The organism is Agriterribacter humi, from assembly GCF_009192765.1.
GTDB classification, from domain to species: domain Bacteria; phylum Bacteroidota; class Bacteroidia; order Chitinophagales; family Chitinophagaceae; genus Agriterribacter; species Agriterribacter humi.
Window position 1 is genome coordinate 238,980 of record NZ_VOHQ01000005.1, and the last position, 22,607, is coordinate 261,586.

21 protein-coding genes are annotated in these 22,607 nt (G+C 42.0%); 10 read left to right on the forward strand and 11 right to left on the reverse strand.

Annotated elements, in window-relative coordinates:
• Positions 1-51: 51 nt before the first annotated feature.
• The 6 genes from FRX45_RS11130 to FRX45_RS11155 all read right to left on the reverse strand — a co-directional run bounded on the left by FRX45_RS11130 (position 52) and on the right by FRX45_RS11155 (position 7,888).
• Positions 52-1,431 (reverse strand): bifunctional folylpolyglutamate synthase/dihydrofolate synthase, encoded by a 1,380-nt coding sequence (locus tag FRX45_RS11130; RefSeq protein ID WP_226805261.1) that lies wholly within the window; start codon positions 1,429-1,431, stop codon positions 52-54.
• A 66-nt stretch (positions 1,432-1,497) separates the two neighbouring features.
• Positions 1,498-2,373: a hypothetical protein gene (locus tag FRX45_RS11135; RefSeq protein ID WP_152268499.1), complete on the reverse strand. Its 876-nt coding sequence runs from the start codon at positions 2,371-2,373 to the stop codon at positions 1,498-1,500.
• Between the two features lie 103 nt (positions 2,374-2,476).
• A complete protein-coding gene (locus FRX45_RS11140; RefSeq protein ID WP_152268500.1) occupies positions 2,477-3,772 on the reverse strand; it encodes a hypothetical protein in 1,296 nt (431 codons plus the stop codon).
• Positions 3,773-3,928: 156 nt separating this feature from the next.
• Positions 3,929-5,029 (reverse strand): sialidase family protein, encoded by a 1,101-nt coding sequence (locus FRX45_RS11145; RefSeq protein ID WP_152268501.1) that lies wholly within the window; start codon positions 5,027-5,029, stop codon positions 3,929-3,931.
• 228 nt (positions 5,030-5,257) lie between these two features.
• Complete coding sequence (locus FRX45_RS11150; protein ID WP_152268502.1) at positions 5,258-6,196, reverse strand: dihydrodipicolinate synthase family protein; 939 nt, start codon at positions 6,194-6,196, stop codon at positions 5,258-5,260.
• 168 nt (positions 6,197-6,364) lie between these two features.
• Positions 6,365-7,888: a sodium:solute symporter gene (locus FRX45_RS11155; protein WP_152268503.1), complete on the reverse strand. Its 1,524-nt coding sequence runs from the start codon at positions 7,886-7,888 to the stop codon at positions 6,365-6,367.
• 154 nt (positions 7,889-8,042) lie between these two features.
• Here FRX45_RS11155 and FRX45_RS11160 point away from each other — a divergent pair, with 154 nt between their 5' ends.
• Both FRX45_RS11160 and kdsA read left to right on the forward strand, forming a co-directional pair.
• On the forward strand, positions 8,043-8,930 hold the full coding sequence (locus FRX45_RS11160; protein ID WP_152268504.1) for an AraC family transcriptional regulator: 888 nt from the start codon (positions 8,043-8,045) through the stop codon (positions 8,928-8,930).
• A gap of 246 nt (positions 8,931-9,176) precedes the next feature.
• Complete coding sequence (kdsA, locus tag FRX45_RS11165; protein WP_152268505.1) at positions 9,177-9,995, forward strand: 3-deoxy-8-phosphooctulonate synthase; 819 nt, start codon at positions 9,177-9,179, stop codon at positions 9,993-9,995.
• A 146-nt stretch (positions 9,996-10,141) separates the two neighbouring features.
• On the opposite strand, the gene FRX45_RS11170 is transcribed toward kdsA, so the two are convergent.
• Together FRX45_RS11170 and pyrE are read right to left on the reverse strand one after the other, a co-directional pair.
• Positions 10,142-10,486, reverse strand: a complete 345-nt coding sequence (locus FRX45_RS11170) for a heavy-metal-associated domain-containing protein (protein ID WP_152268506.1) — start codon at positions 10,484-10,486, stop codon at positions 10,142-10,144.
• Between the two features lie 76 nt (positions 10,487-10,562).
• Complete coding sequence (gene pyrE, locus FRX45_RS11175; RefSeq protein ID WP_152268507.1) at positions 10,563-11,192, reverse strand: orotate phosphoribosyltransferase; 630 nt, start codon at positions 11,190-11,192, stop codon at positions 10,563-10,565.
• A 28-nt stretch (positions 11,193-11,220) separates the two neighbouring features.
• Here pyrE and FRX45_RS11180 point away from each other — a divergent pair, with 28 nt between their 5' ends.
• Both FRX45_RS11180 and FRX45_RS11185 read left to right on the forward strand, forming a co-directional pair.
• Positions 11,221-11,856 carry an NUDIX hydrolase gene (locus tag FRX45_RS11180; protein WP_152268508.1) on the forward strand — a complete coding sequence of 212 codons (636 nt, stop codon included), beginning with the start codon at positions 11,221-11,223 and terminating at the stop codon, positions 11,854-11,856.
• Positions 11,857-11,939: 83 nt separating this feature from the next.
• Entirely contained in the window at positions 11,940-12,296 is a 357-nt protein-coding gene (locus FRX45_RS11185; RefSeq protein WP_152268509.1) for a hypothetical protein, read from the forward strand.
• Positions 12,297-12,732: 436 nt separating this feature from the next.
• Here FRX45_RS11185 and FRX45_RS11195 read toward each other — a convergent pair whose 3' ends face one another.
• Positions 12,733-13,179, reverse strand: a complete 447-nt coding sequence (locus FRX45_RS11195; protein WP_152268511.1) for a hotdog fold thioesterase — start codon at positions 13,177-13,179, stop codon at positions 12,733-12,735.
• 146 nt (positions 13,180-13,325) lie between these two features.
• Here FRX45_RS11195 and FRX45_RS11200 point away from each other — a divergent pair, with 146 nt between their 5' ends.
• Positions 13,326-13,880, forward strand: coding sequence for a Crp/Fnr family transcriptional regulator (locus FRX45_RS11200; protein WP_226805269.1), 555 nt, complete (start codon positions 13,326-13,328; stop codon positions 13,878-13,880).
• A gap of 73 nt (positions 13,881-13,953) precedes the next feature.
• Positions 13,954-14,505 (forward strand): DinB family protein, encoded by a 552-nt coding sequence (locus FRX45_RS11205; RefSeq protein WP_152268512.1) that lies wholly within the window; start codon positions 13,954-13,956, stop codon positions 14,503-14,505.
• 48 nt (positions 14,506-14,553) lie between these two features.
• Here the strand turns inward: FRX45_RS11205 and FRX45_RS11210 are convergent, their stop codons facing one another.
• Positions 14,554-16,653 carry a M48 family metalloprotease gene (locus tag FRX45_RS11210; RefSeq protein WP_193311665.1) on the reverse strand — a complete coding sequence of 700 codons (2,100 nt, stop codon included), beginning with the start codon at positions 16,651-16,653 and terminating at the stop codon, positions 14,554-14,556.
• A gap of 538 nt (positions 16,654-17,191) precedes the next feature.
• Here FRX45_RS11210 and FRX45_RS23280 point away from each other — a divergent pair.
• The 4 genes from FRX45_RS23280 to FRX45_RS11230 all read left to right on the forward strand — a co-directional run bounded on the left by FRX45_RS23280 (position 17,192) and on the right by FRX45_RS11230 (position 21,303).
• A complete protein-coding gene (locus FRX45_RS23280; RefSeq protein WP_193311666.1) occupies positions 17,192-17,968 on the forward strand; it encodes a DinB family protein in 777 nt (258 codons plus the stop codon).
• Between the two features lie 106 nt (positions 17,969-18,074).
• The gene (locus FRX45_RS11220) at positions 18,075-18,695 is read left to right on the forward strand and encodes a Crp/Fnr family transcriptional regulator (RefSeq protein ID WP_152268514.1); all 621 of its coding nucleotides are present in this window, start codon (positions 18,075-18,077) and stop codon (positions 18,693-18,695) included.
• A 218-nt stretch (positions 18,696-18,913) separates the two neighbouring features.
• Positions 18,914-20,650: a GMC family oxidoreductase gene (locus tag FRX45_RS11225; protein ID WP_152268515.1), complete on the forward strand. Its 1,737-nt coding sequence runs from the start codon at positions 18,914-18,916 to the stop codon at positions 20,648-20,650.
• A gap of 23 nt (positions 20,651-20,673) precedes the next feature.
• Positions 20,674-21,303, forward strand: coding sequence for a gluconate 2-dehydrogenase subunit 3 family protein (locus FRX45_RS11230; RefSeq protein ID WP_152268516.1), 630 nt, complete (start codon positions 20,674-20,676; stop codon positions 21,301-21,303).
• A gap of 130 nt (positions 21,304-21,433) precedes the next feature.
• On the opposite strand, the gene FRX45_RS11235 is transcribed toward FRX45_RS11230, so the two are convergent.
• Positions 21,434-22,432: a metallophosphoesterase family protein gene (locus FRX45_RS11235; RefSeq protein WP_152268517.1), complete on the reverse strand. Its 999-nt coding sequence runs from the start codon at positions 22,430-22,432 to the stop codon at positions 21,434-21,436.
• Positions 22,433-22,607: the final 175 nt, after the last annotated feature.

Consider the following 22,607-nt stretch of genomic DNA (forward strand, 5'->3'; position numbering starts at 1 on the left):
GGATAAAGCTGCAATTTTCTTCCCTGTTCAGAAAATGAATATCCACTCCAATCATTTTAAATTCCGCTCTACTTCCCCTACTACAAATACACTTCCGCAAACTATTAAAAGGTCGTCTTGATGTGAATGACCGATTGCGTTTTGCAGCGCAATGTTTACATTGGCGAAATGATCCCCTTTCAGGCCATATTCTGCAGCAATAGTTGCAAACTGGTCTTCCGGCATGGCCCGGGGTGTTTGCGCTTTTGTAAAATAATACGAGGCTTCTTTGGGTAATAACTGCATCACTTTTTCTATCTCTTTATCCTTTACCATTCCAATTACAATATGGAGATTATGATAGCTCATTAATTCCAACTGCTCTGTTATTTGCCGTATGCCATCTTCATTATGACCTACATCCAGTACGATCAGGGGTTGCCGGTGAATAATTTCCCAGCGGCCATGCAGCCCCGTCAGTGATTTAACATTGCGCAATCCATTTTGTATGGCTGTATCCGGAATTTGCCAGCCTTCTTTCTTTAGCTGGCCAATGGCAGTATATGCAGTAATTAAATTTTTTACCTGGTAAATACCTGTAAGATCAAGGTGGATGGTTTGCTTTTCATTATGTGAAGGACGCACCAGTTCTACCGCCAGTTCGTGCTTTTCATATTTGTGATCATCAGCATACCATTCCTTTTCAGCTAATACGAGAGGAGATTTTTTTTCTTTGGCAATGCTTTCAAAAACGGGCTTTGTTTCAGGCAGAGTTTCACCAACAACGACGGGTATCCCTCGCTTGATGATGCCTGCTTTTTCAAAAGCGATCTGTGCCAGGCTATCACCCAAAATATTCATATGATCCATGCCGATATTGGTAATTACGGATAACACGGGTATTATTACATTCGTACTGTCTAACCGCCCGCCCAAACCTGTTTCTATAACGGCAATGTCTACCTGTTTACCGGCAAAATATTCAAATGCCATCACAACGGTTATCTCAAAAAAAGAAGGTTCAATGGTTTCAATCAGGGATATTTTTTTTTCTGTAAAGGATACCACAAAATCTTCATCAATCATAGCACCATTTACCCTGATCCGTTCCCTGAAATCTTTAAGATGAGGCGATGTATACAACCCCGTAGTATAGCCTGCTGTTTGCAATACCGCCGCCAGCATATGGCTAACAGACCCTTTGCCATTTGTTCCCGCTACATGAATACTTTTGAATGTATTTTGCGGATCACCGGCTTTTTCGCACAAAATGCGGGTATTGGTCAGATCTTTTTTAATAGCCGAAGCGCCCGTGCGGCTAAACATGGGAAGCGCCTTATACAGATAGTCAATGGTTTCTTTGTAATTCATGAAAATACCCTGCCTGGTGCAGGGAACAAAAGTAAGCGGAAAAATAAATGTAAGTATGATTTGTAAAATAAAAGAAGGCATACGCTGCAACTAATGGTTGATCTGCGTATGCCTTTTGAAGATATTGGGCTTCAAAAACAGGTATCTTTAATTCGTTACTTTAAAATTGAAAATGATCGTTCCTCTTTGTTCATCACCGGCAGCAAATTTTAGCTGGCGGGCCTTACGTAAAGCGATATCTTTTAAGCCGGCATTGGAAGTGGTAGATCCTCTTGGCTGGTAGGTAGCGCTGGTAACCGCTCCTGAAGCATTAACGGAAAGATCAACAGCCACTTTTGCATTTTCATTAAAATCATCCTGAAAGGAAGGTTGTTGCAAGATACGGCGCCCTCTCAAATTACCCGATATGGTATAGCCGCTGCCGCCCGATCCTTCATAGTTTTTTGAATTGGGATCACCATCAATCTTACCCCTGTCGCCGGAGCCTGTGGTATTGCCTTCGCTACGACTACCATTCCATGAATCGGCATTATTGCCTCCGGTACCACTACCATCACCGCCTTTATAAGTGGCTTTAGGTTTTGGTGGAGCAGGTTTGGGATTTTCAACAATCTGTGGCTTGGTATTATTTTGCTTAGTTACCGTTGTATTTTCCTTAGTTGGAACGTTGGTGCTTTTGGGATTAGATACCTTAGGTTTGGGTACCGTTACATCGGGAGCTTCTTCATCATTGTCGTCTGTTTCAATAGCTCTTACATCCTGAACTGGTGTATTGGCAGCTTTGGGAGGGGTATTCACTTCTTTTTCCGCTGCTGCGGGTTTACCCGGAATAAGCGGCTGTATGTCTCCGGACCCATCATCACTGTTTCCAAGATTTACAACCATTCCTTCTTCAACAGGAGGAGGCGGAACAACCGGAACAGACCATGAAACCAGGAAAAAGAATAATAATAAAGCACCGGATATTACACCCGTTATTGTTCCGGCCTTTACGTTTTTTGCTTTTTCGAAATCAGATGACATTTTATTATAATAAATTGATTATACAAATTTAATCATGTTACTGTTATAATCATGTGAATTTGGGCATATAATCATATAACAACTTATCATACAACGTCTGTCATTACTCAAATCGTATCTGCGCATTGGGATGCACATGCCCGATGGAAATGGCAATATAGCTCAATAATAAAATACAGAGCAGTACTGCAGCCCACCATTTAAGCACAACATATGGCCAATGGGCAGGAATGGAACTTTCCTCCCCGGCTAATGCATCCGGGGTATTTTTACGCAGCAACAGCCACAATACTACCAGGTTCACCCAATATAAATGTTGAGAACTGAATTTTGGCGTAAGCCATATAGCGCTGATCACGTTGCTGATTATTATATACCATATCATGTAAAATAAGGTGAGCCACACTACTTTTTTTTGTGTGGATGCTTCCTGCAATGCCGGCTTATAATAATAAGTGAGTGCCAGCATAAATAATGCAGACATCACCCACATAATAACCTGCCAGTTGAAAGCAAAAGCCGCCGGATCGGCAGTATGTATACCTTCCCCGGTTGACATCATGGTTTTGGTATTCACGCCTTCCATAAGATTAATTACAGGAAGGAGTATTATTAAAAATATCCACGCTATTGTGTTAGATGTTTTACCGGGAGCAACGGTTTTAGGCCATTTGTTAACAGAAAATATTCCATAAGCCATTCCCAGCCCGCCAAAAAAACCGATAGAATATTCCATTACATTCCACCAGTTGAATTTTATACCTGAAGTATGCCCCATGCGTTGCAGGAAATTACCAAAGCCAAAACCAAAACCCGCACCCAAAGCGCTGAAAAAAGCGATGCGCAGCGCATAGCTATAGCCGTTACGATGCATATACCATCCCAAAGCCAGGGCGGCGCCCATGCAGGCGGCCCAAAGTTCAGAGCGGGGGGGCGTCATAAACCACTCCAACTGAAAAATAAATACACCCCAGAACAGGTATCCTCCTGCAAACATCTGCGTAAATACCGCAGCCCAGTCTACTTTATGTTCAGGTGTGGTTGATAAAGCAAGTGCCGTTATTCCTCCGCCCAAAAATCCATATAACGCTCCGATAATTACCAGCATTAATAAGCCGTAGCTTACATTCAGGTAATCCGCAGCATGCCCGTAACCAACAATTTTTCCATAACTGATCATACCGCCGGCGCCCCATGCAATAGCGCCCAATACCACAATAACAGGCAAACGATCGTACCAGTCTTTACGGCCCGAAAGCGCTATTACCGTTAATATACCAATGGCGGCAGCCCAGGTTGCACCATATTCATGGCCAATTTGTCCACGGGCGGCCCATGCAGTTCCTAATGCAAGGCCCACAGGCAGCATGCGTTTAAAAAATAATGAAGATGTATGCATCAGTAAGGGTTTAGTAATACAGGTGAGTACACCGGCGTTGTGATAAGAGCACTAAAACATCGGCCGCTAAGCTGGGAAAATAAGTGAGAAATGACATGGAGGAAACGAAAAAGTTTCGAAACATTCAAATCTCAAATTTTAAATCTCAAATCACATCTACCTGTCTTTGGCCGCTTTTATCAATGCATCTTTAGTACCTATCCAGTAAGCGATATTCTTCCTGTTCCATGTATAGCTTACGGCAATAGTATCCCCATAGCTGATCACTGCGGGGTAGGAAAACTCGTCTTCTTTATCGCCGCTGTCAATATCCAATATCTTCGGCCAGGTAGCACCGTTATCAAATGATATAGCAAGCGAAAGCGGTGAACGCGAACCCCAGTTAGCCGTATCCGGATTATAGGCCAATACCAGTGTTCCATCTGGAAGTTTGGTAAGATCAATACCGCTGTTGGGATTGGGCAACCCTGATTTGCTGCCGGCAGACCAGGTTTTTCCCCCGTCTTCGGAATCACTGCGATAGATTGCGCCTTCAGAACTGCGCAGCAACATATGCACTTTACCGGGAGCGGATTCCCATAGGGTAGGTTGTATTACTCCCTTGCCTTTAAACTCTTTTCTGTTTAACGCTATATATGGAGCAGCCGTCCATGTTTTACCCTGGTCGGTACTGATATCTGCAAAAGCATCCCATTTTCCTTCTTCGTGAGAAGCACCTGCTATCCACAATCCGCCGCACGTTACAATAGGCTTATTGCGCACCGGTCCTCTTCCTCCTTTATCGCCCTTCACCAGTTCGGTGGCTTCCGACCAGGTTTGCCCGTTGTCATCAGAAGTTTTTACCCATGTTTCCCATGAAGGAATTTTTTTCCCTACTTTAAAATACAGAAACACTCTGCCTTCGGGAGCCTGGAATAATACAGGGTTCCAATGTGCATCTTCTCTTATTTTAGCCACTTCAACCGGCGTTGTCCAGTTGCCGGGTTTACCCTTTACCAGCCAGATCCCTACATCATCGGTTCCCTCTTTTTGTCCGCCAAACCATGCAGCCAAAAATTCACCATTTTGCAAATGCAGAATGGTGGATGCATGGCACTCCGGGAAAGGCGCAGGCATCGTAAAAAAATATCCTTTTACAAAAGATGAATCACCGGCAGGCATATCGGCGTCTTTACTATTGGTTTCTGTTTTCTGTTGCGGCCCCGAGCAGGCAGACAAAATGAAAATACATAAAACTGTGAGTAGTTTAACAGGCATATTGATATTTGAGATTTGAGATTTGTGGTTTATAGTTTAGGGTTGCATTTCGCTTCGGATTCGGATTGGTGGCAAACATAGGAGCAATCAGGTGAGTACCTGCTAACGACACGATGAGTATTCTTTCTTTTACTTCTCATTTTTCACCTCTCTCTTCTCTCCTTCCGTCAGGCTTCGGATTCTGTTACTGATACCTGACACCTCATACCGTATACCTAACCCAACTCCTCACGCTACATCTTCATACACCACTTCTTTAATGTCTAACTTTTCGTACCATGATTTTAAAGTATCTAAAATGGAGTGTAAAACAGCTTTTTCTTTAGGTGTAGGCTCCAGTGCATGCGCCCTGCTAATGGCATGAATGGGCAGTCCTCTCAGTTGCATAAAAAATTTAGCGCTCATGGGGTAAGCAACATGAATTAAAGGATCTACGCGGGCCAATTCAGCCTGTATCCATTCTACTTCCTTTTGCTTGGACGGGTCGTTAACATGATCACACAACCACACCAATATTTCGGGGTAAAAGTTACCGGCTATGGCCGATAGTCCCGCTGCACCGGCTTTCATGGAAGAAACGCCATTGGGCGTATGGGCATCAAAAAATTGCATGGGTGTATTTTTGATCAGCGCTAATTTTGCCTTTACCTGTGCTTCATCGCAACAGGTATCTTTATGATAAAACATCCTGTTGGTTGATACCAGCGTTTTTAATACTTCCGGCGTTACCACTCTTTTATAAGGAGCGGGGCATTCATATAACCCGAGGGGAATATTACCCGTTAAGGATAACATTTTTTCAAATCTTTGCAGCAAAATATCATCTCCTTCATCTATCGCCGCATAATGTCCGGTAATCAGTACAACCGAATCAATACCGGTATCAAATATTTTTTTGGTGAATTCCGCTTTATCTTCAATGGTTAGGCCAAATGAACCGGTTGCCACCACCGGAACGCGGCCGTTAACATGCTCCACTACGGCCCTGGTAAGTGCCAACCGCTCATCTTCACTTATACTATACATTTCGCTGGAAAGGCAATTGGCGAATAATCCTTTTACTCCCGCGGCAAGATAAAAATCAACCAGTACTTTCACCATATCAAAATCGAGCTTTGCCTCAGGTGTAAACGGCGTTATCATTACAGGAACAAATTTCTTTGACATAAATTTGTTTTGGTTTTATCAATTATTTGTTGAATAATATACTTTACAAATTAAACGCAACATTACTTTACTGAACATACGCGGGAATGAAGACATTTTTATATGATCTTCATTTCTTTGGCATTGTAACTCAGTAAAATAAAGAGCCCCTATCATAGGCGTTCATACTCATTTCCTTCTGGCTTTTGTTAATAATAGTCCTACAAGGAATATGGTCAAGGTACCTATAACCACGATCATGTTTACATGGAACGGGCTTTTAAGATGCTCCCATTGTGCCGGGAAATATTTGGATAATGACATCCATAAAATAACCAGTATACCAACGATCGTTCCTGTAACGGCTTCGGCATTGCGCGCCTTTTTTGCAATCATGCCCAATAAAAATAAACCCAGCATACCCCCCGAAAGAATACCAGCCAGCTCCCACCACATATCCAGAATGCTTTTTACGCCAATCAGTGCAATGCCAAATACGATGGATAATATACCCGTAAAAGCGGTTACTGTATAAAGAATGAGCATCTCTTTTTTAGGTCCCGGATTGGGATTGATGTAGCGCTGGTAAATGTCTTTTAAAAATACAGTGGCCGAACTGTTCATACCACTGCTGATGGTGCTCATTGCGGCACTCAGAATTGCGGCAATGATCAATCCCACCAAACCTTTAGGTACTTTCAGCACCATAAAATAAGGTAATATTTTATCTCCGTAATCAGCAGGCGTTAGGGTATTAATATCTACATTTTTTTCGGCCGCCACCTGTTGCTTTACCACATCTAACAGTTCGGGATGCTGACTAAAATACGCATACAATGCCGTACCTATAATAAAAAACAGCAGAGATACAGGCAGGTACCAGTATACGCAGAGCCAAACGCTTCTTGCAGCTTCCTTTTCACTCCGCGCGGTATGATAGCGTTGCACGTAGTTCTGATCCATACCGAAATTATTCAGGTTGATAAAAAATCCATATAAAAAAACAACCCAGAAAGTAGAAGAACTGAAATCGGTGAGAGAGAAACTACCCAAGCCAAATTTTTCATCCGCCACACCTATTCTGAATATTTCCCCTACACCTCCTTTCATTTCGTATAATATAATACCCAATACAATTAAAGCGCCTGCAGTTTTAATGATCCCCTGTACCACCTCTGTCCATATCACTGCCTCCATTCCTCCCAATACCGTATAAATAATAATGCAGATTCCTGTAACCACCATTATGGTTTTCATATCCACACCGGTTAATGCCTGCAAGGTTAACGCAATACCAAAAAAGATAGAGCCCATGCGGGCCAACTGGGTAAGTATAAAGCAGATCATGGCATAAGTTCGGGCCCAGGCGCCAAATCTTTTTTCGAGGTGAGTATAGGCGCTTACTTCACCATGAGTACGGTAAAAGGGCACAAAAAACCGGGTAGCGAAATAGGCGGCAAAAGGCATTGACAAACTGAATACGAGCGAATTCCAGTTGCTGCCAAACGCTTTTCCCGGAACACCCAGGAAAGTATTGCTGCTTAAAAAGGTAGCATATAACGATATACCCAGGGCCCAGCCGGGTATGCTGCCTGAAGCCGTAGTAAATTGTTTGGTATTTTTATTTTTCCTGGAAAAGTATACGCCAACCAGTACCATACTGAGAAGATATACAAGGATTACTATCAGATCAATCAGGGGTAAATGCTGCATGGTTCAGATCGGTGCGTTTAAATGCGGGTTTCAATCAAAGATTATTCAAATTTAAAAAGCGGCCAATGTTAATTGTTATAAAAAGAATAGCATAAATTATTATTGCCCTGTAAATTAATACTATTTTTAAGCCACCGAAAATTAACTGAATATAGTGAGTATAGCAACAAAACAAGATACCGGTACCATGGAAACAACGGCCCAAACACATTGGGTTTTGCCTGCACGTTTAAGAAGCAAATTAGAGAGCCATCCGATCGGAAAAAACCTATACATAACCGAAATAGCTTTTTATACTGAACAAAGCGCTCTTGAAAAAGAGATATTAAAAAACAATCCCGACTATGTGCTGGTATATTGCGTAAGCGGTATTGGATGGTACACGATCAATAATAAAAAACTAATCCTCAAAGCCAATCATTTTGCAGTATTACCCCGCAAAACCTATTTCCGGTTGGGTGTGGAAGCTTCTGACCAGTGGAGTCTTTATTTTGTAAAATTTAACGGGGCAATTGGTGAAGCGATGTATACCTACCTGCTGCGGGATAAAAATAATAAAAACCAAACCACACCACCACTGGTAGGGCGGATAGCACAATTCCAGGACATTATGCATCACCTTGACCTGATGGATAACATGGAAAACCTGTTGTACGCCAACTTCCGGTTCTATAGTTTTTTGGGCACATTCCGGCTTACCGTTTTCAATTATATGAAAAAGGGAGTGGATAATATTATTGAGCGTTGTATCCTCATTATGAAGCAACATCTTCATGACAATCTTACACTGGATGAATTAGCGAAAGAAGCCTGCGTATCAGCCTCCTATCTTTCGGCACTGTTCAGGCAAAAAACACATTATTCCCCCATTCAGCTTTTTACTTCACTTAAAATTCAGAAGGCAAGCCAGTTGCTGAAAGCAACAAAAATTCCTATTAAGCAGATCGCCGAGGAAATGGGATATACCGATCAGTACAGTTTTTCAAGATCATTCAAACAAATCATGGGCACTTCACCAAAAAAATTCAGGGAAAATAAATAAGAGCTATTTATGATTTGCGGTTTTTGGTTTATGGTCGCATTTCGCTTCGGACTTAACAATTTGAAATTTGAGATATTAGATTTGAGATTGAATCCGTTCGAATTCTTGCATGCATTGTCCCCTTCTACTCAATAGCTGAAATGGAAGAACTTATGCCCGCCTCTACCCTGAAGCACCGTCCCTCTCCGCTCCGGGGAGAGGGAAAGAGGGTGAGGTTACTTTCCCAGCCTTACCTAACTTTGTCGTATGGAACAATTTTTAAAAGACCTGTTTGCCGGGCAATCGTATAACGAAAAAAACTTTTTCCTCATTGCTGGTCCCTGCGTTGTAGAAAGTGAGGAGCTGGTAATGGAAGTGGCCGAAAAAGTATCCGGCATTTGTAAAAACCTGGGCATTCCTTATATATTCAAAGCTTCTTACCGCAAAGCCAACCGTACCAGCGCCTCTTCGTTTACGGGTATAGGTGATGATAACGCGATGGCGCTGGTGAAAAGAACAGGTCAAAAATTCGGGCTGCCCACTACGTCCGATATACATGCACACGATGAAGCCGCATCCGCGGCCGCATATATTGATATATTGCAGATCCCCGCTTTTTTATGCCGCCAAACCGATTTGCTGCTGGCAGCGGCAGAAACCGGCAAGGTAGTAAATGTAAAAAAAGGACAATTTTTAAGCGGCCCCGCTATGAAGTTTGCGGTTGAAAAAATAAGAAAAGCAGGAAATAATAAAATTTTACTAACGGAAAGGGGTACCACATTCGGCTACCAGGACTTAGTAGTGGATTATCGCAATATCCCGTGGATGCAGGCGCATGGCGTACCGGTAGTAATGGATTGTACCCACTCTCTTCAACAGCCCAATCAAACCAGCGGCGTAACGGGTGGCAATCCGCAACTGATAGGCACCATAGCGAAAGCTGCTATAGCGGCCGGTGCTGAGGGACTGTTTATAGAAACCCATCCTGATCCTGCTTCGGCTAAAAGTGATGGCGCCAATATGCTGCAATTGGATTTACTTGAACCGCTTTTAAAACAATTGCTGAAGATAAAGGCAGTGGTATAAGAAGTTTCAGGGAGCAGGTTACAGGAGAATGGGCTTGCGGGTTTGCAAACTGTCCTTGTACCTTGCAACCTGTACCCTGCAACTTGTACCTTGCAACCTGTAACCAACCATAAACTTCCAAACCACAAACTTCAAACTTCCAACCATCACTGGTCATCCGGTTTTTTACAGCAGGTTGGTAATTCTTTATATGAATCTTCATTCGCTTTCACGTCATCTGCATCATAACCTACATTAGCGATCCCTGTTTTTATATTTTCAACATTGGTCCTGTCTTTGAGGTAGGTTACCGTAGTTTCTTTGCGTTTAAAATTTACGTTCACTTTTGTAATGCCTTCCTCATGTTTCATATAATCTTCAATACGTTTTTTGCATTGTTCGCATTGTACGGTGGGTGTGGCGATTTTAACCGTTACCGGTTTTTTTTGTTGCGCCGAGGCAGACCAGGCAATACCACAAACCAGGGTGACAAGCAGTACGAGTTTTTTCATAAAATACATTTTAATGTAAAAATATTATTGCGGAATTATATGGTGAAAAGGTAATTGTTTTTTTCAAAACAATTTGTTAACCCTGCCAATGCGCCGGATCGCTGCGCCAGTTTAACAAAGTTGCTTCTTCGGCAGAGCCTACTATACCTTTATCCAATGCCAGGGATATAAGCGTTTCATAGTTGGTTAATGATTTCAAAGGCACCCCGGCTTCTGCAAAAGCGGCAGCAGCCACATCGAAGCCGTAAGTAAAAATAGAAACCATGCCTTCCACTTTCAATCCCTGTTCTTTAAGCACCGTGCAAACCTGCAGGCTGCTTTTGCCTGTGGAGATCAGGTCTTCCACCACCACTACCCTTTTGCCGGGTTCAAAATAACCTTCAACCTGGTTGCCCAACCCGTGTTCCTTGGGCTTGGGACGAACATATATATAAGGCAGCTTTAGCTGGTCGGCAGCCATTGCGCCCCACGCAATACCGGCGGTTGCTACACCAGCCAGCATATCCGCTTCGGGAAAGCTTTCAAATATCACATTGCAGAGCTCCGATTTTACAAAGTCGCGGATGTAGGGAAAAGACAGTGTTTTGCGGTTATCGCAATAAATAGGACTTTTCCAGCCCGATGCCCATGTAAATGGTTGTTGCGGATTCAGCCGGATAGCATTAATTTGTAAAAGCTTTTCGGCTACTGCTTTTTCATTCGTCATGGCGCGAAAATAATAAAAATTGAATGGTATGGTTCTGAAAATATACTTTGGTGATAAGCCCGTTTTTCTTTGTGATGAGATAACCCCTGCTATAGAAATATACAGGCATCACCCGGATACCGTTTTTATAGATGAAATGACCAATCATGCCATTAATGCATTATTGCATGAAATTGCAAAACCGGGGTTTCATGCAGGTATTCTTTTTACTGCCAATATGGAACAATCAAAGAAATTACTCTGGAAGCATTTCACCAGAATACAGGCCGCGGGTGGTTTGATAGAAAATGAAAAAAATGAGATCCTGATGATTTACAGGAGAGGGAAATGGGACCTCCCGAAAGGCAAATTAGATAAAGGAGAAACGCTGGAAGCATGCGCGGTGAGGGAAGTGAAGGAAGAAACCGGGCTGAAAAATGTGCAACTTAAAAAATTCATACTAACCACCTTTCATACGTATAATGAATTTGGCAGGCATATCTTAAAAGAATCGCATTGGTACAGGATGAAAGCCGCATCCTCCCAGCCATTGAAACCGCAAACAGAAGAAGATATTCAGCAAATAGAATGGGTAAAGGCCGCTGCGCTGGGTGAAAAATTAAAAAATACCTTTCCTTCCATTAAAGATGTGATTGAAAGTGGGCATGTAAGAAAAGAAAGCTAAGACAAAGCTTATGCAACCGGTATATCTTGCTTGATATAGCGAGTATTTAACAGCAGGCACAGGGGTTTAACTAATATTAATATATGAAGAGTATTTTTTTTATGAACCTTATTACAGTTCTTTGTTTCCTTTCTTCTTGTGGATTAGGCTTTTACTTTAAAAAGCAAATTACAGGTCAGTATTATTTGGTAGCTATAGATACAAAAGAACAGCTAAATATTGCTTATCGGGATGGAGCTACTAACAGCTATTCTGGAAGAGTTCCACATAGAGTAATAGAATTTGGTTTTTCTGACAGTTTGATTGTGGCAAAATCCATAAATAATGTAAATCAAGCTTATTATTATATTATTTCCGCCGTTGTTGGTGTTCGTGCGATGGGCAATGTGTGTTGGCATCACCAACAACAAGAGGCGATATTTGATTCGGTAGAGATATGAAAGAAGCGGGGGCTTTATTGAATTGCAAAATTTTCCTTGACCCGCTGGAATATACTGACAAGCTACTGTTTGCTTCCCACGAAGAAGGAAGGATAAGGGCATTGTATAATGACCCGCTAAACCCCAACACCCCTACCGGATTAACCTATGACTATTTTATCAAAGACCATTTGGGTAATGTTCGCATGGTCTGACCGAGGAAAAAAAGACAGATCAATATCCTGCAGCAAAGCCGGCATGCTCATTAACCTACCGCTTCCGCGATCATCATGTTTTGGTTTTCTATAAGCCGGCGATAGCCGCTTATATTGCCGGCTCTCTATAACTTTTTGCTGTTTTTAAATGGGTTGAAACCCTACCGATTTTTGCGGGATTATAATATCTTTCGAGGCTACGCCTTTTTTACGATTTTTTAAACCAGGTGCATTTGCCCTGCTTATATAACTGGTATATCCTTTCCTTTTAAAATGGCTACCGTAAGGCGGCTTATACAAAGCAATCTTTCCCTGTCATCATAAATTTTTATATCCCACACATGGGTAGAGGAGCCCAGATGTATGGGTGTTGCAATGCCAGTAACCAATCCCTGCCGGGCGCTGCGGATATGATTGGCATTAATTTCCAGTCCTACACATATAAAAACACTGGTATCCAAAACCAGCGATGAAGCCACACTCCCCAGTGTTTCTGCCAGCGCAACGGATGCGCCACCGTGCAATAAGCCATAAGGCTGGCGGGTGCGGTGATCCACCGGCATGGTGGCTTTCAGATAATCATCTCCAATTTCAGTAAACACAATACCAATGTGCTCACCCATCGTTCCGGCGCTCATGGCCTGCAGCTTTTGGAGTGAAAATTCTTTTTTAAACCAGATATGCGACATGGACATGGAGATTTTAACCTTTCAAATAACTTCAAACTTAATTGTTTTCATCATAATTACACGTTACTGATTGCATTGATCAGTAAATAATTTTAATATTGCCGGCAGATTTTTTAATGCAGGAACAACTTTTACAACTCAGGCAAATGATTCAGGCTGTGCACCCGCTGCCTGATGAAGACTGGCATGCATTTACCGGGATATGGCGGCCTTTTTCGGCCAAAAGAAAGGAGATCATTACCGCTGCCGGTGAAAAAGAAAAATATTTATATTTTGTTCTGGAGGGTGTGCAAAGAATATATTATTACGATGAACAGGACAGGGAAGCTACACTCGTTTTTACCTATGCACCTTCTTTTGGCGGTGTGCTGGATGCCATGATGCTCGGGCAGGCTTCCCGTTATTTTTATGAAGCACTTACCGCTTCTGTTTTTTTAAGAGCTGCATACAGTGAGGTGGAAACCATAATGAAAAACACGCCTGCTGTTGAAACCATGGTTCGTTTGGGTGTAACCAATGCCTTATCGGGCTTATTGGAAAGACTGGTGGAAATACAATGTTATTCTTCAGAAGATAAATTCAGGAAGCTGCTGCAACGCAGCCCTCATATTTTGCAATTGGTTCCTCATAAATACCTGGCCAATTATCTGGGGATAGACCCCACCAATTTCAGCAAGCTCATCAATAAAATAAGGATCTGAAAAATGTTGGTATTTACCAATAATTATTATTGCGGCGAGGTACAATTTTGCATCATAAATAAATATGAAGCAAATGAAAGCAATCTCAAAATTCGAATTACTAAGCACATTGGAACAGGAAACAGAAAAGCATCTTACGGAAGCCGTTCGCGTTTTTCAGAACTTGCCTGAAAAAATCCTATTAAAACCTGCTGCAAATGGCGGCTGGAGCATAGCGCAGTGCCTGGCGCATTTAAACAGTTACGGAAGATTCTATTTGCCTGCCATAGCGCATGCGCTTGATCATCCGGAGGGTAATGCCTGCAATGAAAACTTTACAAGCGGATGGCTGGGCAATTATTTTACTAAAATGATGCAGCCCGGCAGTTCCGTTAAAAAATACAAGTCGCCCAAAGATCATTCCCCGGTTGCTGATCTCAATGCCGCTGCCGTTATAGCTGAATTCATTGAACAGCAGGAGCAGCTCATAATACAGCTTCGGAAAGCAAAAACAGTCAATATCAGTGCTACCCGTGTGCCCGTCTCCATTTCAAAATGGATCCGGCTCAAGCTCGGCGACACCTTCCGGTTTTTAATAGCACATAACGAACGGCACATCTTGCAGGCAAAAAGGCATTTGAAATAATACCGATGATTAATACATCAATCCATCCTCTTTAGTTCAACATGTATTTCATTTACCGGGGTTGTAATACTGCAATTGCATTTCCAGTAATTTTTTATAATTCCGGTACTTGTATGCATTCCATTCATCTGCAACTTTAAGCACCAGTTCATTTAGTTCACCAAGTTCATCATTTTGAAACGCGCCAAACACGAAATAAGCATATTCTTTGTTTAAAAAATTATTTAATACTCCATACAATTCTTCATTTTGTTGCGGAAAGATAAGCCGGTTATTCATTGTTTCGGAGAAACGTTTCTTCAAGGCAGGCTCCCACACTTCTTTTAATTCTTTTATGATGTGCTTTATCTGATCTTCCGTAAGACCAGACTGATATAACGGGGCAATTGCATTGAGCGCTTTATCGGCAATATCTAAGTAAGCATTATGCTTAGCAGTGATCGCTTTATAACCGGCATACTCATTTTTAACGCTTCCCGCATTTATCCCGGCTTTGTTGCAGAGAAAAACAAACGCATCCTTATCCAACGATTCCAAAGCCCGTTTTTGCTGTTCAATTTCTTCTTCTAATATGCTGATAACCGAACCGGCATCTTCCCTGGTATATTTCTTACCATCAAAGTCAAAACTGCTGACATCAATTTCTTTGTCCTTAATAGCGTTCGCGATCAGCAGGTCATTCTCGTTATTTTTTAAAGAAACATGCAATTGACCATTCTTTTCACTGAATATTTCTTCAAACGTTGCAAGCTTCCCCGTGTTACCAATAAAGTCAATATCCCAGCTATCCATGTTTATATAGCGATTGTCGTAAAATCCATTGTATGCTGAGGGTAATTCGTATTTTTCATTTTCCTGCCGGCACCATTCTTCAAAATGCCTGGCATCGCAGATTTCGGGAGTTGTTTCCAGGTGAACAGCATGATATAAATTATTTGTCATTCTTTCCTGTAATGCTTCTATATCTTCAAAAACCTTCCACGCTCTTCTTTCATCCGGAGTACAGTTTATATTGAGTCCGTCAAGATGTTGTTTTCGTTCTTCAATGGGCGGATGGCTGGCCCATTGGTTTTTATAATTGATCCTTGATTTTGAAAAAGACTGGATAAACTGAAAAGACACTTCAGGCAAGCCCTCATTTAGAGGCAGCTGGTATTGTTTAGCAAGAGAATGAAATACAGATAGCTGATTACCAAAAATATTTTTAACCACCTTATTTTGTTTCATCCATTCATTGGCCTTCTCAAGAGCTGAATTGTAACAACTTTGGGAAACTTCTACCCTGCTCAACCCGCTCACCAGGTTATTTCCGCCCGCTACACTTGCTGCCACTGCATCGGCATGAAACTCCATTTCACGGCTAAGCGACATGTAATTCTTATTGATGAATGAATACATACCTTTCAATACCCATTGTATTCCCTGCGATATTTTAACCGTAATGCCAGCAAACAAAACAAAATAGCCGCTTATCCTGCTCCAGGATTGCAGAAACCGGGTATAACTCGTATTTTCATAAAGCATGTTATAAATTACGCGGTTAACATTATAGGTAAAACTTCCCAGCTTCATACTTCTTTGACTAAAGTGGCCAAATTCATGAGCCATAATAGCTTTAAATTCGCTCATGTTAACCGTATTAACCAGGCCTAATCCAATCTCCAAATTTTTACGAACAGGTAAAAACATGCTCCAGAAGCTGGAGTTATAAAATACGCAGGCATTTACATCAGGCGATAAGTAGATTTTCCTGGGGAATGTAGTTTGCGTTTCCTTTGTTAATTTTTTGATGAATGCAAACAACTGTGGTTGATCCGCTTCCTTAATTTCTATTCTTCGGGCATTCTCATTTTTTGATACTGCAAAAATAAATTTAATCAGGAAGAAAACAACAGATACCCCAACACCCATCAACCCAAGTCCCAACATTATTGTTATAAATTTCGGCATCGCAATTATGACCGACAACCCTATATAAAAACATGCAATGGCCAAACCTGTTGCGGCTATAATAAGAATAAGGTAAACCATAAAAAAGAGTACAATCGAAACGATCACTTTAGACACCTGTTGTTTAAATGCGGCGGATGGAGCCAGCTTTTTCCCATCCGTCACTACAGGAGATGCAGGATACAAAAGAGCATTCATAATAAGTAAGGGTTTAAGGATACACAACATATAAAAAAAAGAAGAACAAAAAAAATCGGATCCCGAAACCTTTCCTGACCGCGAATATCATCCCGGCAAAACTCCGCTTCAGAGGCTGCTAACTAAAACACCTAACTGACTGCTCTGCGTTACAATGCCTATAATATCAGCCGGCAATATTTTACTATTAAAATTTTTTTTATTGGTAAAGTTTTTTATTTTTACCATGCAAAATTGATTAGATGGTAAAATTAATCGGCCTGCTTCTATTGTTTCTGTCAGAATTGCTGCTTCCTCTTTATAGGCCGTTGCTGCTGAAGGATATGGTACAATTATCGCAGATAAACATGAATGCTCCGGCGGAGCAAGCAACAAACGATGGGTTTATTAAAGCAGTGCCTGTCCGCGCGGGCGACATAACACCGGGCACAAAAGGAATGGCGACAATGCGTTCCCAGGCAGGATTATACATAACCTCATTTTGCGGAATAGCACGATAAAAATTTTTGCATAACTATTTTAACACAACCGTTAAATTATGATCACAAGAATATGGCATGGCAAAATTAAAACCGTGCAGGAACGCATGTACACGCAATATATAACAGATACAGGCATAAAAGATTACTTGAACACCGCCGGTAATATGGGTGTACAAATTCTGCAAAAAACAGAAGGAGATATAACGCACGTGTATACCGTAACGCAATGGAAAGACATGAAAAGTATTGAAGCGTTTGCAGGAAAAGACCTTGAGAAGGCGAAATACTACGAAGAGGATGAAAAATATTTACTGGATGCCGAAGACTATGTTACGCATTATAAAAGCTATTCGTTTTCCAATACCAAAATCAACAGCTATATCCGCCAGTTTGAACAATTGTACAGCGGCGGAAGCTGGCAGGATGAAAGCTTTGAAGCAAAGCTGCAGGATTTAACTGAAGAGACAGCTTTTATGCGGCCCTTGCCGGGCATTCATTGCATTGCCGAAATAATGTGGCACAGCCTGTACTGGCGAATAGTATTGATTAAACGAATGGAAGGAAATTACGGTTACAGAGACGAAACCGTTGATAAGTATAATTTTTTATCCATTGAAACTTTAAAGCAGAAAGGATGGAACAATTTGTGGAATGAATGGAAAGAAAGCCAGGAACAGATTATACAATATCTTAAGGAAAAGACAGATCGTTATCCTGAAGAAAAAATCACCGGGAAAGATAGCCTTGAATATATAGTGGAAGGCATTATTCAGCACGATATTTATCATCTGGGACAAATAGGGCTGGTTAAGAAAATAATGAGTCTAAAATAATATTTTGTTTTAATAAGCGATATTTTATAAGGATAACATTTGATTTCATACCTGTTATAGTTTTAGATTTGCGATAATTGTTTTACTATTCACACAGGTACTCCGGATGCTTACACATAAAATAAACCGCACATCATCTGAAAAAGCAAAACCGATTTATTCGCCGCTGGCGGATTTTATCAGGATGGTATATCCAATAGGAAAAAAAGCTGAGCAATACATTATACAAAATTCGTTTCATCAAAAAATAAGCAGGGGCAAATACCTTTTAAAAGCAGGTGAATTTTGCTCACATTATTATTATATACACAAAGGCGTTTTACGTGCTTTTATAAAAGAAGGCAATAAAGAGATCACTACATGGATTAACCCCGAAAATGAAATCACTACCTCTATCCGGAGCATGTCACGCAGTGAACCATCACTGGAATATATACAAGCCCTGGAAAACAGCGATCTGTATGCAATATCTTTTGAAAGCCTGCAAAAGATGTATACGCTCTTTCCGGAAATGAATATAGTAGCGCGGATGCTGCTGGAAGAATACTATGCTGCATCCGAAGAAAGATCATACATTTCCAGGCTCCCCAGCGCTGAAAAAAGATACAGTCATTTCAATGCTACAAGGCCGGAGCTGGTAAACCGTATACCACTCAAATATGTGGCCTCCTATCTTGGCATGTCGGAGGAAACGCTTAGCCGGCTCAGAGGCAAGAAAAGCATGTAGCCCGCACTGTTATATATTATTTTACCAATTGTTATTCCCCGGCCAAATAAAAAAGAGTAATGGTAATGAAATTTTTATTTGTAATATTGGGTATCTTTCTGCCTGGGCATACTCTAAAGTAAAAGCAGCAGGTTTTTAACTGTAGCTATACTTTGAAATTTCACACAACTGATAATAAATTCTTCTTACTATAACGCTCTAAATCAGATCATTTAAGTATGGGAAAACTCCAAATAAAAAAATCTTCCACTGTTCATGACGTAGTTATCATTGGTTCCGGAGCAGGAGGAGGAATGGCCGGACATTTTTTAGCCAATGCCGGTATTAAGGTGCTGATGCTGGAAGCGGGTCCTTTCTTTGATCCTGCCAAAGATTCACAGCAGTTTAAATGGCCATGGGAATCTCCGCGCCGTGGCGCCTCTACTGTTCGCCCATTTGGTGATTTTGATGCCGCTTACGGAGGATGGGAAATAGATGGTGAGCCATACACGCGAAAAAACAATACGGAGTTCGACTGGTTCCGTTCCAGGATGCTGGGTGGCAAAACCAATCACTGGGGCAGGATATCCTTACGCATGGGTCCCGAAGATTTCAGGCCTAAGGATGGCTTAACCGATGATTGGCCCTTTACCTACAATGACATCAAACCTTACTACGACAAGGTTGACCGCTTAATAGGGATTTATGGTACCGTTGAAGGTATAGAAAGCGAGCCCGACGGTATTTTCATGACACCTCCCAAACCCCGGCTCCCCGAATTATTCATAAAAAAATCGGCCGCCAAAGCAGGCGTAACGGTTATTGCAGGCAGAGGATCGGTAATTACCGAACCCATACCCGGAAATAAAGACCGTCAACCCTGCTACTATTGCGGTCAATGCAGCCGCAGTTGCAAAACGTACGGCGATTTTTCCGCATCTTCCTGCCTGGTTATTCCTGCCATTAAAACGGGAAACTTAGAAGTAATTACCAATGCCATGGTAAGAGAAATACTTACCGATAAAAGCGGCCAGGCTACCGGTGTTTCTTATATTAACAAAGATGATATGCAGGAGTACCAGGTAAGCGCCAAAACGGTAGTGCTTGGTGCAAGCGCCTGCGAATCGGCACGTATATTACTAAATTCTAAGTCTGCCAGCCATCCCAATGGATTAGCCAATAACAGCGGCGTGGTGGGCAAATATCTCCATGATTCTACCGGCTCCAGTTTGTCTGGTTTTTTGCCGCAATTACTCGATCGTAAACGCTTTAATGAAGATGGTTCAGGAAGCATACATATTTACTCACCCTGGTGGTTAGACAATAAAAAACTGGATTTCCCAAGAGGTTACCATATTGAATATGGAGGCGGAATGAGAATGCCTTCCTATGGTTTTGAATCGGGTATACACCGGACAAACGGAAAGGTGCCCGGAAGAGATGGCAAACCCAAACAAGCGGGCGGCTTTGGCGCATCACTAAAAGATGATTATCGCCGTTTTTATGGCACCCGTGTTGGCATGGCCGGAAGAGGCACTGCCATTGCAAGAAAAGAGAATTATTGTGAGATAGACCCCAATGTTGTTGACAAATTTGGGATACCCGTATTGCGTTTCAATTATACATGGAGCAATGAAGAAGTGAAGCAGGCCAAACACATGCAGGAAACCTTTCAGTCTATTATGCACGAGATGGATGCAATCGTTACATCAAGCCCGCATGGCCCCGAAGATAATTATGGATTAGAAGCGCCAGGCAGGATCATTCATGAAGTGGGCACCATAAGAATGGGAGATGATCCGAAAAAATCGGCCCTTAATAAATGGTGCCAGGCCCACGATTGCAAAAATTTATTTGTGGTAGATGCGGCGCCCTTTGTGCAGCAGGGAGATAAAAATGCCACCTGGACGATCCTTGCCTTATCGTTGCGTACAGCAGAATATATTCTTGAACAAAGAAAGAAATTAAACGTGTAAAAGCTTTATAATTTTATTATATTATGAACAGACGCGAATCACTTAAGGCCATTGGCTTAACCGCTGTTTCAACGGGCGTTTTATTGGAAGCCTGTAAAACCGATAATAAAAAAACAACGGCAGCTACGGCAACAACTGCTAATGACAACAATGCAGGGCGGGAAGCTTTTGAAGTAGAACGCAACAAAAAGCTGAACGAAGAGCGATTTTTCACTGATCATGAAATGCTCACTATTACCGCGCTTGCTGATATCATTATACCCAAAGATGAAAAATCCGGCAGCGCTTCAGATGCCAAAGTGCCGGAATTTATAGAATTCATTGTGAAAGATATTCCTTCGCACCAGGTTCCCATGCGCGGGGGATTAAGATGGCTGGATATACAATGCCTGAACAGGTACAACAATACTTTTAAAGATACTACAGCAGAACAACAGCTCGAAATGGTGAACGATATTGCCTGGCCCGAAAATGTAAAGCCCGGTATGGAACAGGGGGTTGCTTTTTTTAACCGCATGCGCGACCTTACAGCATCTGGTTTTTTTACCAGTGAAATGGGCGTAAAGGATCTGGGTTATGCTGGCAATATGCCCAACAAATGGGAAGGCGTGCCGGCAGATGTATTAAAACAATATGGTTTGGAGAATGTTTGATATTGACATGAAAAGCACCAAATAGCAAGCCATAAGAAACAAACCTGTCTGCCAGGGCAGATAAGATTCAAAATTCAATTCGAAATATGAAATCTGGCTTAAGTAGCCTGTAATGGTGTGCGCTGCAATGCTAAATCAAGGGCTGAAACCTGATCATCCGGTACTGTCCGTTAAAGCCCGGCAGTGCCAGGTGCTGGTTAACCCGGCGCTGGGATATGGAATAGTACTGGTGCCAGTGCCCGGCAAAAACTCCGGTCAGTTTTTTGGCTGCCATCACTTCTTTCACAAATGCCGCTGTTGAAGGTTGGTTACCTGCTGCTGACCAGCGTTCCCTGCGTTCGGTCTCATGATTTTTGTCGCTGGCCGCACCCCATCCGGGATGACCGCAACACATGCGCATGGATGACATATACAGGGGAATATGCACAAAAAGCGCAACGGGTTCGGATCGTTTAATCTGATCCCGGAAAAACGCCAGTTGTTCTTCATTTACCTGGTAGGTAGAATTATCAATAGTAACCATATTAATGCCACCCACAATATCTGAGGAGTAAAACAGGTTGCTACCAGTATATAAAGGCTTAAGCCTTTTTTCGCACCATTCTTTTCGAAGTGCATCTGAGGAACCTTTCATGCCTTCATAGTGCCAGTCGTGATTGCCTGCGGTATAAATATGAGGAATGCCGGCGCTTTCAACAGCCGAGCGTACAAATTCCACAGCGGTCGCAGAAGGATAGTTAACAATATCACCCACCAGAGCGATCAAATCCACTTTTTCCTGCTTCGCCAACTGCATCATATCTATAAAACACTCCACAGTAGTTGTAGATTCGCCGGTTTTATAATGCTTAGGCTGCAAAAAAGCCCTGTTCATACGGGCACTGTATTGTTCATATTCGCGGTCGCTTTCATTGTCGCAACTGATATGGGTATCCGCTATCTGTAATACGGTTACTGGCGCAGGCAAGCCGGTTAATGATATGGTGGTTTGCATGGTATTGGTGTTGTGCACGCATTGCCAGGGTTCTTTGGGCGAAGCAGTAAAAGAAGACAATACGGGTAAACCAAGTGAAGCTCCTGCGCCAAGCGAAGTTTTGGTTATAAAAGACCGGCGGTTCATGGAAGACATAATAAAAGGTTTGTGTAAATAAAAAAATGAATGCTTGTCAGGTTATTCCTGCCGCGTTGTAAAACGAACAAAAAGAAAATTCCTGCAGGCAATCAATTTAAAAGTAATTATATTTCTGCATTCATTTGCTGCTTTCACAGATGAAGGTTACAGTATTCAATACCAATAGTCTAAA